Here is a 16,187-nt window from a genome sequence, read left to right on the forward strand (position 1 = left end):
CGAGTGTGCGGAAAAGACTCAGACGTGAACCGTCGTGATCGGCAGCGACGAGTCGGCGGGGATCTCCAGGGTCGAAGGCGAGATCCCTGCCGCGACCAAGTTGGAGCCCAGGGCGGCGACCATCGCGCCGTTGTCGGTGCACAGCCCCGGACGGGGCACCCGCAGGCGTACACCGGCCGCGTCGCACCGCTCCTGGGCCAGCGCGCGCAGCCGCGAGTTGGCCGCCACGCCGCCCCCGATCAGCAGGTCGTGCACGTCGTACTTCCGGCACGCCTGCAGCGCCTTGCGGGTCAGCACGTCGACCACGGCCTCCTGGAACGAGGCGGCCACGTCGGGCACGTGGACGGACTGCCCTGACGCCTCCCGTGCCTCGACCCAGCGGGCCACGGCCGTCTTCAGGCCGGAGAAGGAGAAGTCGAGCGTGCCGTCGTCGATCTTGCCGCGCGGGAACGTGATGGCCGTGCCCGAGCCGTCGCGGGCGGACCTGTCGATGTGCGGACCGCCGGGGAACGGCAGCCCCAGCACCCGGGCCACCTTGTCGAACGCCTCACCGGCCGCGTCGTCGACCGTCGAGCCGAGCGAGATCACGTCCTGGGCCACGTCGGGCACGAGCAGCAGCGACGAGTGGCCGCCCGACACCAGCAGGGCGATGCACGGCTTGGGCAGCGGCCCGTGCTCGAGCTGGTCGACGGCGACGTGGGCGGCCAGGTGGTTGACGCCGTAGAGCGGGACGCCGAGCCCGAGCGCGTACGACTTGGCCGCGGCCACCCCCACCAGCAGCGCACCCGCCAGCCCCGGGCCGGCGGTGACGGCGATGGCGTCGATGTCGGAGAACCTCAGGCCCGCCGCGGCCAGCGCGGCCTCGACGGTCGGCGTCATGGCCTCCAGGTGTGCGCGCGAGGCCACCTCGGGCACCACGCCGCCGAAGCGGGCGTGCTCCTCCATGCTGGAGGCGATGGTGTTGGCCAGCAGGGTGTGGCCTCTGACGATGCCGATGCCGGTCTCGTCGCAGGAGGTCTCGATGCCCAGGACCAAGGGTGCGTCAGTCACCAAGCTTCCTTCTCATCATGATCGCGTCGGTGCCGTCGTCGTAGTAGCGGCGGCGGGTGCCGATCTCCTCGAACCCGTAATGCCGGTAGACCGCCTGCGCCTGCGGGTTGTCGGCGCGTACCTCCAGGAAGACCTCGCGGGCCCCCCTGCGGCCCGCCTCGGCCAGCAGCTCGGTCAGCATCGCGCCACCGATGCCCGTGCCCCGGTGCTGCTCCAGCACCGCGATGGTCTGCACATCGGCCTGGTCGGCCGCGGCGGCGAGCCCGGCGTACGCGACGATCTCGCCGTCCACGAGCACCACCACGTAGTGGCGTGAGCGCGGCATGTCGGCCAGCTCGCCGCGCATCATGCCCTCGCTCCACGCGTCGAGCGGGAACGTGGTCCGTTCGATCGCCATGACCGCCGGCAGGTCCGCCTCGGTCATCTGCCTGAGTCTCACGCCGTCACCTTCTTGGGAGCCCCGGGCACCACGGCGTCGGGCCTGCGCAGGTAGATCGGGCGCGGCGGGCCGAGCGGCGTGCCCTCGGCGAGGCGCTCGGCCGCCAGCGCGGCCAGGGCTCCCGCGTAGGGGTAGGGCGGCGCGTCGTTCTTCCCGAGGACCTCGGCGTAGAGCGCGGCGCCCGCGCCCACCACCGGCAGCCCCTCCACCGGCACGTCGGCGGGCCGGTCGACGAAGGGCCCGTCGAGTCTGGTGCGCAGGTCCGCGTAGCGCGCCCAGAACACCTCTTTGCGCCGAGCGTCGGTGGCCACCAGGAACGGCTCGGACAGCCCGCTGCCGTACGCGACCGCGTCGAGCGTGCAGATGCCGTACGCGGGAACGCCCAGCGTGGTGGCGAGCCCCTGCGCGGTCATCAGTCCGACGCGCAGCCCGGTGTAGGGGCCGGGGCCGCTGCCGGCCACGATGGCGGTCACGTCGCGCAGCGCCACGCCCGCCTCGCGCACGACGCGCTCGACGGTGGGCACGAGCAGCTCGCCGTGGCGCCGGGCGTCGATCGTCGTGTGCTCGGAGAGCACTCGATCGCCGTCGTGGAGCGCGGCGGTGACGGCGGGTGTCGCGGTATCAAAGGCCAGGACCAGCACGGCTGTCTAGCCTACCCGCCGAACGGGTCAGACCCAGCCCGTACGGAATTTCAGCCAGTCGAGCGCGACCACTCCCTGGGCACGCTGGAACGCCCTGACCGTCGGAAGCCCCGGCGGGTCGGGCAGGCGGCAGTGATGCACGAAATAGCCGGTGATCGCGGCCACCACCGCGGTCACCGCGGGATCGGGGTCGTCGAACAGCTCGTGCGGCGCGGGTCCGCCCTGCATGCCCACCGAGGGCAACATGCACAACCGGTCCAACCACGAGGCGCCCACGCAGGCCCACGGCCAGTCCACGAAGTAGACCCGCTCCTCGGTGAGCAGGATGTTGTCGGCCCGCACGTCGGCGTGGACCAAGGTGTCCCCCGCCGCCGCCTTGGTCCACCCGGACTCCAGCTCGGCCAGCTCGGCGAGGTGCCGCACCGCCCACGGGTCGAGCCCCTCGGTGTCCTCCTCCAGCAGGTCGCGCCAGCCGTGGAACGACGAGCCGAACATCTCGCCGACCGGCGGCGCGTCGATCGGGGCCGGGGTGAGCACGGCCGACATCTCGTCGACGGCCTCCAGCACCCGGTCGAGCTGGTCACGCCGCCACGGCATCGCGGGGTGCGCACCCTCGACGTCCTCGAAGACCAGCACGACCCAGCCCTCCAGCTCAAAGCCGGTCAGCAGCCTGGGGGCGGGCGCGGACTCCGGGAGAGCGGCGGCGATCTCGAGCTCGGCGCGGTAGAGGCGGACGGAGTCGGGGTTCGGCTCCGGGCCGACGGCCTTGACGAAGGCACGTCTGCCGTTCTCCGTGCGGAGCCGTACCGCGGCCGCCGGGGAGAAGCCTCCTGACTGGGTGACCGCCTCGGCCACACGCCCTCCGAGGAACTCCTCCACGGCCGCGCGCACCGGCGGGTGCACCTCGTGCCAGGGCACCCGTACGCCGGCCGCGGGCGGGTTCGTATCTGTGCTCATGCCTCCATGGTCTCGGTAGGCACAAGTGTTTTTCAGGCGCGGGAGGCGTACACGATGATGTTGTCCAGGTACTCGCCCTTGGCATAGTCGAACTTGCCGCCGCAGGTGACCAGCTTGAGCCCGTCCTCGACGTACACGCGCCTGGTGGGGAAGCTGTCCTTGTGCACCTGCTCGATCGCTTCGACCTTGAAGCTCACGACCTTGCCGTCACTGCGCTCGACCTTGACGGTCTCGCCCTTGCGTAGCTGCCTGAGCCGGTAGAACACGGCGGGGGCCGTCTTGGTGTCGACGTGCCCGATGATCACCGAGGCGCCCTTCTCGCCGGGCACGGCGCTGCCGGAGTACCACCCGGCCACCTTCGGCTTCTCGTACGGCGGCAGCTCGACCTCGCCGTCCTTGGACAGGCCGAGCTTCATCAGCGGCGCCTCGACGTCGATCGCGGGGATGTCGATGCTCTCGGGCACGACAGCGGCGGCAGGGGTGGTGTTCGTCTGCATGCTCTTGCCGAACGCGACCAGCACCAGGCCCGTGACGGCACCCGCGAGCACCACCCGTCCAGGGCGGGCCATCGACTATGCCCGGCTGCGACGCTTGACCGCCACGCCGATGCCCACTGCCAGCGCCAGGCCGATGAGCACGCCCGCCGGGCCGATGGGGACCGAGGAGTCGTCGCTGAGGTCCATGCCGTACGTGCCGCCGCCGCCCGCCTTGGGGGCCTTGCTCGGCACGGTGGACGACTCGGGCTCGGCCGCACCGACCCTGAGCGTGGCCCGGCCCATGTCGTTGGTGCCGTCACACTTGACGTCGACCCGGTAGGAGCCGCGCCGGACCGTTCCCGAGACCTGCGCCTCGCCGCGGACCCAGGGCGAGCCGCCGGAGGACGCACCCGTGGCGGTGGGGGTGGCCGACGCCGCGGGGACCGGGTTGAGCACGACGCCGTTGATGAACGCCTTGGACGTCGCGGTGCCGGTGTGCGCGGGGCCGCCGGTCGGGACGGGGCAGTTGGCCAGGATCCAGACCTTGGACGTCTCGCCTGCGGTGACGCGGTCGGGGTTGAGCTGGACCGAGATGGTCTGCCTGGTGACGGTGGCGGTCGGGCTGGGGCTGCTCGTCACGGTGCCGGTCGGCGTGCCTGTGCCGCTGGCCGTGGGGGTGGGCGTGCTTGTCGGATTGGTTTCGGCGGAGGCCGCGCAGCCGGTCAGACCGACCATGACGATGGCTCCCGCGTAAGCGACTCGCCTGATCCCGAGCACCGGCCGCACCCCACTTTGCCGTCCTGCTACCCAGCATCCACCAGAATTATGGATGTCGCCCCTCCTGATACCCAGAAAATCTGGGCCAATCCCTGACCAACGATCATGTTTTATGTCGCCGGCCTGGTACGTCAAGGGTGCCAGGGTCACCGAGAATTGACGGGACTTTTACTCTTCCGGCGGCTCAGACGGCGTGTCGGCCCACCTGGGGCCCACGCCGCGCAGGGTCACGAGGCGGACCTCCTCGCCTGCCTCGCGGTCGATGTGGATCTCCAGCCGGTCCTCGGCCAGGCCCTCGACCAGCCCCTCGCCCCACTCGACGACGGTGACGGACTCTTCCAGCGAGGCGTCCAGGTCGAGGTCGTCCACCTCGAGGTCGCCGCCCAGCCGGTACGCGTCCACGTGCACGAGCGGCGGCCCCTGGCGCAGCGAAGGATGCACCCTGGCGATCACGAACGTGGGCGACGTGATCGGGCCGCGTACCTTGAGCCCTTCGGCGATGCCCTGCACGAGCGTGGTCTTGCCCGCGCCGAGCGGGCCCGACAGGATGACCAGGTCTCCCGCGCGCAGCCGCGCGGCCAGCCGGGCGCCGTACGCGCGCATGTCCTCTGTGGTCGGGAGCCTCACTGCAGTTCCACCCTCTTCACCAGGTCGCGCAGCGCGTCGTTGACCACGCCCGGCCGCTCCAGCTGGATCAGATGCGACGTGTCGGGCACCTCGGTGAGCTGCGCCTTCGGCAGCGCGGCCGCGATGGCCCTGCTGTGGTCCGGCGGGGTCAGCCAGTCACGGTCGCCCACCAGGATCGCGGTGGGCACCGGGTCGAGGACGTGGAGCGCGGAGAGCTTGTCGTGGTTCATCAGCGCGGGATAGAAATCGGCGACCACCTCGGTCGGGGTCGCCCTGATCATGGACTCGGCGAAGTCCACCACGGTCGGGCTGACGTTCTTGGAGTCGCCGAAGCCCATGTAGCGGGTGATCAGGAACGCGATGTCGCTGCCCACGCTCCGGGTGCGGTCGACCAGCGCGCCGCGCCGGCCCAGCATCGAGACCGTGGTGGGCGCGACCTTGTGCACCGCCTTGGACAGCATCGCGGGCAGGCCCAGCGTGAGCTCGGCCAGCTTGCCCGCCGAGGTCGAGATGAGCGCCACACCGCGGATCTTCTCCTCGAACAGGCCGGGATGGCGATCGGCCAGCGCCATGATCGTCATGCCGCCCATGGAGTGGCCGACCAGCACGCACGGGCCCGGCACGAACCGCTCGATCACCTCGGCCAGATCCTCGCCGAGCCGGTCGATCGTGCTGTCGTCGGCGCCCGCGCGCTGCGAGCGTCCGTGGGAGCGCTGGTCCCAGAGCACCAGGCGGTAGTTTTCCCGCAGGTCCTTGCGCTGGTAGTGCCAGGACTCCAGGCTGAGGCAGTAGCCGTGACAGAGCACGACGGTCAAGGGCGCGTCGTGCTCATGGTCGCGACCGCTTCGGGGCTCGTTGGCATCGTTACTCTCGCTCTCTCCCCCCGAGCTCCTTCGCTCCTCCGGCCCGTCGATCTCCACGTGGAGCGCCTTGCCGTCGGAGGTGATGAGCGTGCGCTCCCGGCCCCGCAGCTCGCCGAACGGCTCGCTCGCCTCGGTGTCGGGGCGCAGCCTGATCCGGCCGACCGCGTAACGCTTGGCCAGTGCCGCCGCCGCGACCCCGGCCGAAGCCGCACCGACGAGCGCGCCGGCGATTCCCACCCTGCGCCGTGTTGTCGTCGTCGTCATGTCCCCGATCCTTCTCCGCTCATGCCCGCCGGGAAGTGCCCGTCGTCACTCCGAACGCCTGTGCTCGTAGACCCGCGGCACGCGCGAGCCGATCCTCGTCACGATCTCATGCGTGATCGTGCCGAGAGTATCCGCCCACTCCTGAGCGGTCGGCTCGCCCCCGTCGCCTGGCCCGAACAGCACGACCTCGTCCCCTGCCGACAGCGGGTCGTCACCCATGTCGATCATGAACTGGTCCATGCACACGCGGCCGGCGATCAACCTGCGCTGCCCGCCCGCCAGCACCTCGGCCCGCCCCGTCGCGTGCCTGAGAATGCCGTCCGCGTATCCGAGCGGCACGAGGCCGAGCGTGGTCTCGCGCTCGGTGACGTAGAGGTGAGCGTATGACACCCCCGAACCCTCCGGCACCCGCTTGACCAGCCCGATCCGCGCGACGAGCGTCATCGCCTGCCGGAGGCCGAAGTCGCCCAGCTCGGGGATGGGGCTCAGGCCGTACATCGCGATGCCCGGCCTGACCAGGTCGTAGTGCGCCTCGGGGAGGGTCACGGTTGCGGCGGAGTTGGCGAGGTGCCTGATCACGTGGGAGCCCGCCGCGCCCGCCTGCTCGGCCAGCTTCAGCGCCGTCCGGTACGCCTCCAGCTGCTGCCCGATCGACGGGTGGCCGGGGATGTCGGCGCAGGCGAAGTGGGACCAGAGCCCGACGATCTCGATGACGCCCTCGGCCCGCAGCCGCATCGCCCGGTCCAGCAGCCCCGGCCAGCCGGCCAGCGGGGCGCCGCCCCTGCTCATGCCGGTGTCGGCCTCCAGGTGCAGCTTGGCGACGCATCCCGTGCGCCGGGCCGCCGCGGCGATCTCCTCAAGCAGATTCTCGTCGGAGGCCGACAGCTCGACGTCATGGCTGAGCGCCTCGTCCAGCGGCTCGCCCGGCGTGATGAGCCACGCCAGGATCGGCGCGGTCACGCCGCCCTCTCTCAGCGCGAGCGCCTCCCTGACGAACGCGGTGCCGAGCCGGCTCGCCCCTCCCTCCAGCACGGCCTCGGACGTCGGCACCAGGCCGTGTCCGTACGCGTCGGCCTTGACGGCGCCCATCAACTCCGCGCCGCCGGCCCGTGCTCTGAGCAGAGCCACGTTGTGCCTGATCGCGTCCAGGTCGACCCGCGCCTCGGCGGGGGTGGCCATCGGGGAGTACATCCTTCTAGTGTGGCAGCTCACACACGTGGTCGAGCGCGATTCGCACCCCTGACGCACCCTTGACGGACGACTTCCTTTCTCCCGCACCTCCGGTGCGCCGCGTGGCGCGAGACGCTGCACAGTGTGACCCGACGGAACGCGCCCACCCGCCACACCGGGGCGGGCCGTGTTCACGCGCCGTCGGCGCTCACCGCACGAATGGCCGCCGGAACGGCGGAGGCCACGTCGGCGGCGGCCAGCGGGGCGCCGTCGGCGGCGAGGCGGCCCGCGAGCCCATGCAGGAACGCCCCGCACGACCCCGCGTCGTAACAGCTCAACCCCTGGGCGAGCAGCGCCCCCGCCACCCCCGACAGCACGTCCCCGGTCCCGCCGGTGGCCAGCCAGGACGTCCCCGTGGGATTCACCCGCACCGGCCGGGAGTCCTCGGCCACCACCGTCGTGGACCCCTTGAGCAGCACGGTCACCCCGAGCTCGTCGGCGGCGCGCCGAGCGTGCTCCAGCCGGGCCGACTCGATGGCGTCGCGGTCGGCGCGCAGGAGCCGTGCCAGCTCACCGGCGTGTGGCGTGATCAGGACAGGCGCGGACCGCCGCAGCAGGGCCCGGTCCCGCGACACCAGCGTCAGCCCGTCGGCGTCGATCAGCACGGGCACGTCGGAGGCGAGCACGGCGGTGGCCAGCTCGTGCGCCCACTCCCCGGTGCCCAGCCCGGGGCCGAGCACCCAGGCCTGCACCCGCCCCACGTCGTCGATCGACGGCCGGTCCAGCTCGGTGATCACCGCCTCGGGCCAGTGCGAACGCACCTGCGTGACCGGCTCGCTCGGCCCGACGTACCGCACCATGCCGGCCCCGGCCCGCAGCGCGCCCCCCACGGCCAGCACGGCGGCTCCGGTGAACAGGTCACTGCCCGCCGCGACGCCCAGCACGCCCCTGCGGTACTTGTCCGACTCGTTGCCCGGCCGCGGCAGCAGGACGTCCACGTCGGCGGACGCCAGCGCCGCGACGTCGGGATCGGGCAGGTACGCCCCGAGCCCGATGTCCACCAGCTCTACCCGCCCCGCGTAGTCAGCGCCCGGATCGACGAGCAGGCCCGTCTTGTACGCCCCCATCGTCACGGTCACCCGGGCCCGCACCGCCGCGCCCTCCACCCGCCCGCTGCTCGCGTCCACTCCGCTGGGCACGTCCACCGCCACGATCGGGCCGCGGACCGCGTTCGCCTCCTCCACCAGCTCCCTGTACGGCTCCCGCAGCGCCCCCGAGGCCCCGATCCCGACGAGCCCGTCGACGATCAGGTCCGCCCCCTCCAGCGAGCCCCGGTCGACGACCCGCCCACCGGCCTCGCGGAACGCGGCCAGCCCGGCCTCGTGCGTCTTGGACCCGGCGAGGATCGCCCCCACCCAGGCACCGCGCCTGGCCAGGCGCTCACCCGCGTAGAGCGCGTCGCCGCCGTTGTCGCCGCTGCCGACGAGGAGCACGACGCGTTTGCCGTACACCCTGCCCAAGAGGTCGGCGCAGACGGCGGCGAGCCCGGCGGCGGCGCGCTGCATGAGCGTGCCTTCGGGCAGCCGCGCCATCAGCTCATGCTCGGCGCCCCGGATCTGGTCGGCGGTGTAGGCGGTCTTCATGATCCGAAGCTATCCCTCCGCGATCACATAGGCCACGGCCACACCCGCGTCGTGGCTGAGCGAGATGTGCCACCGTTTCACCCTGAGGTCGTAGGCGACCTCCGCGGCACGGCCGGTGATCCGCAACTCCGGTCTGCCGCCCTCGCCGCGGCGCACCTCGGCCTCCCGGTGGTCCAGCCCCGCCGGCGCGCCGAGCGCCTTGGCCACGGCCTCCTTGGCGGCGAACCTGGCGGCCAGCGACTGCACCGGCAGCCCCCGCTCGCCCTCGGTGAACAGCCGCTCCATGAGCTTCGGCGTGCGCTCCAGCGTCGCCTCGAAGCGGGCGATGTCCACGACGTCCACGCCGATGCCCAGAATCATCACCCCAGCGTACTCAGAACAGGCCCCGCTCCCACGGCCCCCAGATGGCGAACGACCGGCCCTGCTTGGCCTGCACGTTGACGTACAGCGTGTGGCCGTCGGGCCCGAACGTCGAGCCCGCGAACTCCGCGCCTGGATCGCCGGAGATCGGCTCCAGGCGGCAGAAGTCGAAGATCTCCGCCGACTTGGTGAGCCCGCGGAGGTAGTTGTCGCCGTCGCCGTCCTCGCACAGCACGAGCGTGCCCCGCTTGCTGGCGGTCACGTTGTCCGGCAGGTCGAGCGTGGCCGAGCGCGGCGACTCGTAGACGAGCTTCAGCCGCCCGCTCCACGTCTCGTACGCCCAGACCTGCCCCCGTCCCTTGCCGAACCCGGACGGCGGCGTGTCACCCGGCGCGGTGTCACCGCCCTGGGTGGAGACGAAGTAGACGACGCCCTGGTGGAAGACGGCCCCCTCCAGCCTGGAGAAGACGGCCGCACCCTCCTCGCGCCCCTGCCGGCCCACGGCCTGCACGGCCTCGTCGTAGGCCGGCCTGCCGGTGAAAGCCGGGTCGGGTTCGTCGATGTCCACCCAGACGGTCTCGTACGTCGTCCCCGCGCGCTGCCCGACGGACAGGTCCTTGCGCTTGGCGCCCTTGACGGCGAGCATCTGCAGCCTGCCGCCGTCGAGCAGCCGCCCGGCCTGTACGGGATGCTTCGGCGGCAGGTAACGGTAGAACCCGGAGGCGAAGGAGAAGTTGTCCTCGGTCATGTAGAGCGCGCCCGTCGAGGGGTCGAACGCCACGGACTCGTGCGGGAACCGGCCGGCTGACTTGATCGGCCTGGCGGTCGCGGCGCGGCCGACCGGCACCTCGAAGATGTAGCCGTGCTTCCGCGTGAGCTTGGCGTTGTCGCCGCCGGAGAAGTCGTCGGCCACGTCGGGGCCGTTGACCGTCTCCTCGCAGCTCACCCAGGCCCGCCACGCCATGGGGCCGCCCGAGCAGTTCATCATGGTGCCGTTCAGCGAGGGAGCGCTCTGGATCACCTCGCCGAAACGGCTGACGCGCAGCGTCGAGGTGCCGCCCCCGGCCATCGGGTCGTACGCCTTGTCCTTGTCGCCGAACGCGCCGACGGGGCCGTTGACCTCGTGGTTGCGGATCAGGATGGCGCTGCCGTCAGGTCCGGAGAACGCCGCCATGCCGTCGTGCCTGCCCGGCACGGTCGAGCCGTCGCTGAACCTCTCGCCGGCGGCGCTGAACGAGCGGTACTTGAACCCGTCGGGCAGGTGCAGCCGCACCTTCCCGTCACGTAGGTCGGCCACGGGCCTCAGCCGCCCGTACCCCGGCACCGGCTTGACGCCGCCCTGCGCGCCCGCGCAGGCCACCCCGGCGAAAGGCCCGGCGACGGCGATCACATTGGCGATGAAGCGACGACGGTCCATGAGACCTCCCAGCCTCGAACAGTAGCCGCCGGCGCATCCTCGTATACGTCATTCGCCGAAGCGACTCTTCCTTCCCCGAACAGAGTCTCGGTAATCCCACGCCTTTATCCACAGGCTGTGGATCACGCCGGGAGTGCCCCGACCATGATCCGGTTTGTCCCTCATCGCTACGCTGCCTAGGTGAACAACGGCTACGTGGAACTGAGCAGGGAGCAGTGGAGCGAGCTCCGCAAGAACACGCCCTTGACTCTCACCGCAGACGAGCTGGAAGAGCTTCGCGGCCTCGACGATCCCATCGATCTCACCGAGGTCACCGACATCTACCTCCCCCTCACCCGGCTGCTCAACCTGCACTTCACCGGGTCCAAGCAGCGCAGCAGCGTGCTGAGCGCGTTTCTCGGGCATCCCGAGCAGCGCGTGCCGTACGTCCTCGGCATCGCGGGCAGCGTCGCGGTGGGCAAGTCGACGACGGCGCGGCTGCTGCACACGCTGCTGGCCCGCTGGCCCGAGCACCCGCACGTGGAGCTGATCACCACCGACAGCTTCCTCTACCCGAACGCGGTGCTGGAGTCCAAGGGCATCATGCACCGCAAGGGCTTCCCGGAGAGCTATGACCGCAGGGCGCTGGTCAGGTTCGTGGCCGAGGTGAAGGCGGGGTCGGCGGAGGTCCGCGCGCCGGTCTACAGCCACCTGGAGTACGACATCGTGCCCGGCGCCACCCAGATCGTGAAAAATCCGGATATCTTGATCATCGAGGGGCTCAACGTCCTCCAACCGGCCCCGCCCACTTCCCTCGCGGTCAACGACTACTTCGACTTCTCGATCTACGTGGACGCGAAGGTCGAGGACGTCCGCACCTGGTACGTCGACCGCTTCCACAAGCTCCGCCGCACCGCCTTCGAGGACCCGAAGTCGTACTTCCGATACATCGCGGAGCTTTCGTACGAGGAGGCCACCGACTTCGCCGTCAACGTCTGGCGCGACATCAACGAGCGCAACCTGGTCGAGAACATCGCCCCCACCCGGGGCCGCGCCGACCTCGTGCTCCAGAAAGGCGCCGACCACTCCGTCAGACGAGTACGCCTCCGCCAGACCTGACCGGCCCCGACACCACATGGACCACAATGTGGTCTGTGTTGCATCTCCGACTGATCAGCCCCGCCACCCGCACAGAAGAGGCGACGGCGGTGTTGGAGGACTGCCCAGGCGTCACCAACATCGTCGTCCTGCCCGGCGCCGCCCGCGAGCCGGCCGGCGACGTGATCCTGTGCGACGCCGCGCGCGAGTCGGCGAACGAGGTGCTGGGCAGGCTCAAGTGGGTGGAGACCGAGGGCTCCATCGCCATCGAGCAGGTCGACTTCTCGCTGTCCAGAGCGGCGGACCACGCGGTGGACGAGGCGCCCGGCGATCCCGACGACGCCGTGGTGTGGGAGGAACTGGCGCACAAGGTGCACGCCGACTCCCGCATCACGTGGGCGTACCTCACGTTCCTCGCCATCGCCACCCAGCTCGCGGGCATCGGCGTGCTGCAGAACTCGCCCATCCTGATCGTCGGCGCGATGGTGCTCGGGCCGGAGTTCGGCGCGGTCGCGGCCATCTGCTTCGGCCTGCTGCACCGCAGGTGGCACCTGATTGTCACCTCGTTCAGGACGCTGGTCGTCGGCTTCACGGTGGCGATCGCGATCACGTTCGCCTGCGCGCTGGTCTCGAACTGGCTCGGCTGGATCGACCTCGGCCATCTCAGGGGGAACGAGGAGGTCCAGTTCATCGTCAAGCCGGACCGGTGGTCGTTCATCGTGGCGCTGCTGGCCGGCGCGGCGGGCGTGCTGTCGATCACGGCGGGCAAGTCGTCGGCCCTGGTCGGCGTCTTCATCTCGGTCACCACGGTGCCCGCGGCCGGCTACGTGGCCGTCGCGCTGGCGCTGGGTGACTGGGAGGAGGTCTCCGGTTCGGTGTCGCAGCTCGCGGTCAACATCCTCGGCATGGTCATCGCGGGCACCGGCACGCTGCTGGTGCAGCGGAAATTCTGGCCTCAAGTAGGACGGCGTTCATCCGTCTGAACGAGGCGGCGGCCCCCGGCCCGGCGATACGGTCGGGCACATGCACATCCTCGCCACCGAGGGGCTTACCAAACGCTTCCCCACCGTCACCGCGGTCGATCAGCTCTCGGTCACCGTGGGACCCGGGGTCACCGGCCTGGTGGGGGCGAACGGCGCGGGCAAGTCGACACTGATCAAGATCCTGCTCGGCCTGCTGCCGCCCACCGGCGGCAGCGCCAAGGTGCTCGATCTGGACGTGACCGCGCAGGGCGCCGAGATTCGCCGGCTCGTCGGCTACATGCCCGAGCACGAGTGTCTCCCGCCCGACGTCTCCGCTACCGAGCTGGTCGTCCACCTCGCACAGATGTCCGGCCTGCCACGCACGGCCGCCCGCGAGCGCGCGGCCGACGTGCTCCGCCACGTCGGCCTGGCAGAAGAGCGCTACCGCGCCGTCGGGGGTTACTCCACGGGCATGAAGCAGCGCGTCAAGCTGGCCCAGGCTCTGGTGCACGACCCCAAACTGATCTTCCTCGACGAGCCCACCAACGGCCTCGACCCGCGCGGCCGCGACGAGATGCTGACGCTGATCAGGCGCATCGGCACCGAGTTCGGCATCAGCGTGCTGGTCACCTCCCACCTGCTGGGCGAGCTGGAACGGATCTGCGACCACGTGATCGTCATCGACGCCGGGCGGCTGCTGCGCTCGTCCGCGATCGGCGAGTTCACCCAGGCCACGCAGACCGTCACGGTCGAGGTCGAGGACGGACTGGAGCCGCTGGCCGCCCGCCTGACCGAGGTCGGGCAGACCGTCTCACGCCAGGGCCGCCTGCTGGTGGTCAAGGTGCTCGGCCCGGAGACGTTCGACGCGATCAGGGACGCCGCCGTCGAGCTGGACCTCTGCCTCATCCGCCTCGAACAGGGACGCCACCGCATCGAGGACGTCTTCAGGGAGGAGGTCGCGGGTGTCTGAGATCTATGACATCGGTTACCGCCACTACGACGGCCCCCGGCTCGGCCGCGCCTACGCGACCAGGGCGCTCACCGTGCACAGCCTGCGCGGCATCTTCGGCCTCGGGCGCACGGCCCGCAGCAAGATCATGCCGTTCTCCCTCTTCGCCATCATGCTGCTGCCGGCCGTCGTGGCCATCGCGACGATGGCCCTGGCCCAGCAGCGCATCCTCCCCTACAGCGGCTTCGCCGTCATCATGCAGGCCGTGGTGGCGGTCTTCCTGGCCTCCCAGGCGCCCACCGTGGTCGCGCCCGACCTGCGCTACCGCGTGCTGCCGCTCTATCTCTCGCGTCCGGTCTCGATCGCCGAGTACGTGGGCGCCAAGGTGGCGGCGATGACCCTGGCGCTCTTCCTGCTGGTGGCGGCGCCCCTGACGTTGATCTACATCGGCGAGGTGGTGGTGGACATGCCGGGGCCGCCGGCCACCGGCGAGTTCCTGGGCTCGGTGCTCATGGCGCTGCTGCTGGCACTGCTGCTGTCGGCGTTCGGGCTGGCGCTGGCCTCGTTCACGCCGCGGCGCGGGCTCGGCGTCGCCTCGGTGATCGTCGTCTACCTGCTGTCGGTGGGGTCGGTGCCGTTGATGTACACGACGCTCTACTCCTCCGGCTACGAGTCCGCGGCCGCCTGGGCCTGGCTGGCCAACCCGTTCTGGTTGGTGGACTCCGTACAGTCCTGGCTGTTCGACACTCCGCCGCACATCCCCGAAGGCGACTACCCGAGCGGCCCCGTCTCGGCCACGGTCCTCGTGGTGCTGGTGGCTCTCGCCCTGGCCGCTCTCGCGCTGCGCTACAGGAAGGCGGCCTCGCGGTGAAGATCGAGCTGTCTCAGGTTTCCCGCTGGTACGGCAACGTGGTGGCGGTCAACGACGTCACCATGACGATCGGCCCCGGCGTCACGGGCCTGCTCGGCCCCAACGGGGCGGGCAAGTCCACGCTCCTCCACATGATGGCCGGCTTCCTGGCCCCGTCGGGCGGCTCGGTCACGCTGGACGGGAATCGGGTCTGGAAGAACCACCACATCTACCGGAACATCGGCCTGGTCCCGGAGCGGGAGGGCGTGTATGGCTTCCTCACCGGATGGCAGTTCGTCCTCTCCGCCGCCCGCCTCCACGGCCTGAGCGACCCGGTCGAGGCCGCCCGCAAGGCCCTGGCCACGGTCGAGATGGAGGAGCCCAAGGACCGCCGCGTGGAGACGTACTCGAAGGGCATGCGCCAGCGGGTCAAGGTGGCCGCCGCGCTCGTCCACGACCCGCCGGTGCTCCTGCTCGACGAGCCGTTCAACGGCATGGACCCTCGCCAGCGCCTCCACCTCATGGACCTGATCCGCGCCATGGGCACGGCGGGCAAGACGATCCTGTTCAGCTCCCACATCCTGGAGGAGGTCGAACGGGTAGCCCAGCACATCGAGGTCCTGGTGGCGGGGCGGCACGCGGCGTCGGGCAACTTCCGCGAGATCAGGCGGCTGATGACCGACAGACCCCACCTGTTCATGATCCGTTCGAGCGACGACAGGAAGCTCGCCGCCGCCCTCATGCGCGACCAGTCGACGGGCGGCATCACCCTGCGTCCCGACGGCCTCGAGGTTCAGGCCACCGAGTTCCGGCGCTTCGCCTGGCTGCTCCCCCGGGTGGCGCAGGCGGAGGGCGTACGCCTGCACCAGGTCTCCCCCGCGGACGAGGACCTGGAGAGCGTCTTCGCCTACCTGATCAACAGGAGCACCTGATGAATCCAGTCGTTGCAGGTATCACCTACCGGGCCCTGCTCGGTAGGCGCCGCATCATCCTGCTGCTTCTGCTGCCCTTGGCACTGATCGGCCTGGCCGTGCTCTTCCGCGTGCTCAGCGGAGGCGACCAGCGCGCGGCCGTGGAGCTGATGCAGAAGTTCGCCATCGGCACCATGCTGCCCCTGCTCGGCCTGATCGCCGGCACGGGCGTCATCGCTCCGGAGATCGACGACGGCACGATCCTCCATCTGATGTCCAAGCCGATCTCCCGCCCGGTCATCGCCCAGACCAAGTTCCTGGTGGCTGTCTCCCTGATGGCCCTGTTCGGCGCCGTGCCCACCTACCTGGCGGCCTGGATCATGGCCGGCAACGAGGACGGCATCGCCCCAGGCTTCGCCCTGGGAGCCCTGGTGGCCGGCATCGCGTACGCCGCCCTCTTCCTCCTGCTGGGCGTCATCACCCGGCACGCGGTCACGATCGGCATCATCTACGCCATCGTCTGGGAGAGCGTGGTGGGTGGCTTCATGCCGGGCGCCCACAAGTTCTCGATCCAGCAATGGGGTCAGACGATAGCCAAACAGATCTCCGACTCCACCTTCATCGACGCGGACGTCGCGCTGAGCTTCGCCCTACCCGCCCTCATCGTCGTCACTGTCGTCGGCGTGCTCTGGGCGGGAGAGCGGCTGCGGGTCTTCTCGCTCACCGGGGACGAATAAGCGAACGGCCCGCGGGA

At 70.7% G+C, this 16,187-nt stretch carries 18 protein-coding genes; 6 read left to right on the forward strand and 12 right to left on the reverse strand.

Annotated elements, in window-relative coordinates:
* Nucleotides 1–18 precede the first annotated feature (18 nt).
* The 12 genes from tsaD to ABD830_RS35450 form a co-directional block, all read right to left on the reverse strand.
* Nucleotides 19–1,050: a tRNA (adenosine(37)-N6)-threonylcarbamoyltransferase complex transferase subunit TsaD gene (gene tsaD, locus ABD830_RS35395; RefSeq protein WP_344997514.1), complete on the reverse strand. Its 1,032-nt coding sequence runs from the start codon at nt 1,048–1,050 to the stop codon at nt 19–21.
* Nucleotides 1,043–1,474: a ribosomal protein S18-alanine N-acetyltransferase gene (gene rimI, locus ABD830_RS35400; RefSeq protein WP_345002197.1), complete on the reverse strand. Its 432-nt coding sequence runs from the start codon at nt 1,472–1,474 to the stop codon at nt 1,043–1,045. The genes tsaD and rimI overlap by 8 nt, the downstream gene beginning before the upstream one ends.
* 11 nt (nt 1,475–1,485) lie before the next feature.
* Complete coding sequence (tsaB, locus tag ABD830_RS35405) at nt 1,486–2,130, reverse strand: tRNA (adenosine(37)-N6)-threonylcarbamoyltransferase complex dimerization subunit type 1 TsaB (protein WP_344997516.1); 645 nt, start codon at nt 2,128–2,130, stop codon at nt 1,486–1,488.
* Between the two features lie 27 nt (nt 2,131–2,157).
* Complete coding sequence (locus ABD830_RS35410; RefSeq protein WP_344997518.1) at nt 2,158–3,087, reverse strand: phosphotransferase; 930 nt, start codon at nt 3,085–3,087, stop codon at nt 2,158–2,160.
* Between the two features lie 32 nt (nt 3,088–3,119).
* Nucleotides 3,120–3,656 (reverse strand): class F sortase, encoded by a 537-nt coding sequence (locus ABD830_RS35415; protein ID WP_344997520.1) that lies wholly within the window; start codon nt 3,654–3,656, stop codon nt 3,120–3,122.
* Nucleotides 3,657–3,659: 3 nt separating this feature from the next.
* Nucleotides 3,660–4,298, reverse strand: a complete 639-nt coding sequence (locus ABD830_RS35420; protein ID WP_344997522.1) for a hypothetical protein — start codon at nt 4,296–4,298, stop codon at nt 3,660–3,662.
* Between the two features lie 210 nt (nt 4,299–4,508).
* Nucleotides 4,509–4,967 carry a tRNA (adenosine(37)-N6)-threonylcarbamoyltransferase complex ATPase subunit type 1 TsaE gene (tsaE, locus tag ABD830_RS35425; RefSeq protein WP_344997524.1) on the reverse strand — a complete coding sequence of 153 codons (459 nt, stop codon included), beginning with the start codon at nt 4,965–4,967 and terminating at the stop codon, nt 4,509–4,511.
* Nucleotides 4,964–6,094, reverse strand: coding sequence for an alpha/beta fold hydrolase (locus ABD830_RS35430; protein ID WP_344997526.1), 1,131 nt, complete (start codon nt 6,092–6,094; stop codon nt 4,964–4,966). The genes tsaE and ABD830_RS35430 overlap by 4 nt, the downstream gene beginning before the upstream one ends.
* Before the next feature lie 45 nt (nt 6,095–6,139).
* On the reverse strand, nt 6,140–7,273 hold the full coding sequence (gene alr, locus ABD830_RS35435; RefSeq protein WP_345002198.1) for an alanine racemase: 1,134 nt from the start codon (nt 7,271–7,273) through the stop codon (nt 6,140–6,142).
* A gap of 182 nt (nt 7,274–7,455) precedes the next feature.
* Nucleotides 7,456–8,907, reverse strand: coding sequence for an NAD(P)H-hydrate dehydratase (locus tag ABD830_RS35440; RefSeq protein ID WP_344997528.1), 1,452 nt, complete (start codon nt 8,905–8,907; stop codon nt 7,456–7,458).
* Between the two features lie 9 nt (nt 8,908–8,916).
* Nucleotides 8,917–9,267, reverse strand: a complete 351-nt coding sequence (locus ABD830_RS35445; RefSeq protein ID WP_344997530.1) for a holo-ACP synthase — start codon at nt 9,265–9,267, stop codon at nt 8,917–8,919.
* A gap of 13 nt (nt 9,268–9,280) precedes the next feature.
* Nucleotides 9,281–10,684 (reverse strand): alkaline phosphatase PhoX, encoded by a 1,404-nt coding sequence (locus tag ABD830_RS35450; RefSeq protein WP_344997532.1) that lies wholly within the window; start codon nt 10,682–10,684, stop codon nt 9,281–9,283.
* A gap of 195 nt (nt 10,685–10,879) precedes the next feature.
* Between ABD830_RS35450 and coaA the strand changes: the two genes are divergently transcribed.
* From coaA to ABD830_RS35480, 6 genes are read left to right on the forward strand one after another with little or no spacing between them, the layout of a single operon-like run.
* On the forward strand, nt 10,880–11,782 hold the full coding sequence (gene coaA, locus ABD830_RS35455) for a type I pantothenate kinase (protein WP_345002199.1): 903 nt from the start codon (nt 10,880–10,882) through the stop codon (nt 11,780–11,782).
* Nucleotides 11,783–11,808: 26 nt separating this feature from the next.
* On the forward strand, nt 11,809–12,744 hold the full coding sequence (locus ABD830_RS35460; protein ID WP_344997534.1) for a DUF389 domain-containing protein: 936 nt from the start codon (nt 11,809–11,811) through the stop codon (nt 12,742–12,744).
* Between the two features lie 40 nt (nt 12,745–12,784).
* Nucleotides 12,785–13,693: an ABC transporter ATP-binding protein gene (locus tag ABD830_RS35465; protein ID WP_344997536.1), complete on the forward strand. Its 909-nt coding sequence runs from the start codon at nt 12,785–12,787 to the stop codon at nt 13,691–13,693.
* Entirely contained in the window at nt 13,686–14,543 is an 858-nt protein-coding gene (locus tag ABD830_RS35470) for an ABC transporter permease (RefSeq protein ID WP_344997538.1), read from the forward strand. Before ABD830_RS35465 ends, ABD830_RS35470 begins: the two co-directional genes overlap by 8 nt.
* A complete protein-coding gene (locus ABD830_RS35475; protein ID WP_344997540.1) occupies nt 14,540–15,454 on the forward strand; it encodes an ABC transporter ATP-binding protein in 915 nt (304 codons plus the stop codon). Before ABD830_RS35470 ends, ABD830_RS35475 begins: the two co-directional genes overlap by 4 nt.
* Entirely contained in the window at nt 15,454–16,170 is a 717-nt protein-coding gene (locus ABD830_RS35480) for an ABC transporter permease subunit (protein ID WP_344997542.1), read from the forward strand. Before ABD830_RS35475 ends, ABD830_RS35480 begins: the two co-directional genes overlap by 1 nt.
* The last annotated feature ends 17 nt before the right edge of the window (nt 16,171–16,187 follow it).

The organism is Nonomuraea helvata, assembly GCF_039535785.1.
Taxonomy (GTDB): Bacteria; Actinomycetota; Actinomycetes; order Streptosporangiales; family Streptosporangiaceae; genus Nonomuraea; species Nonomuraea helvata.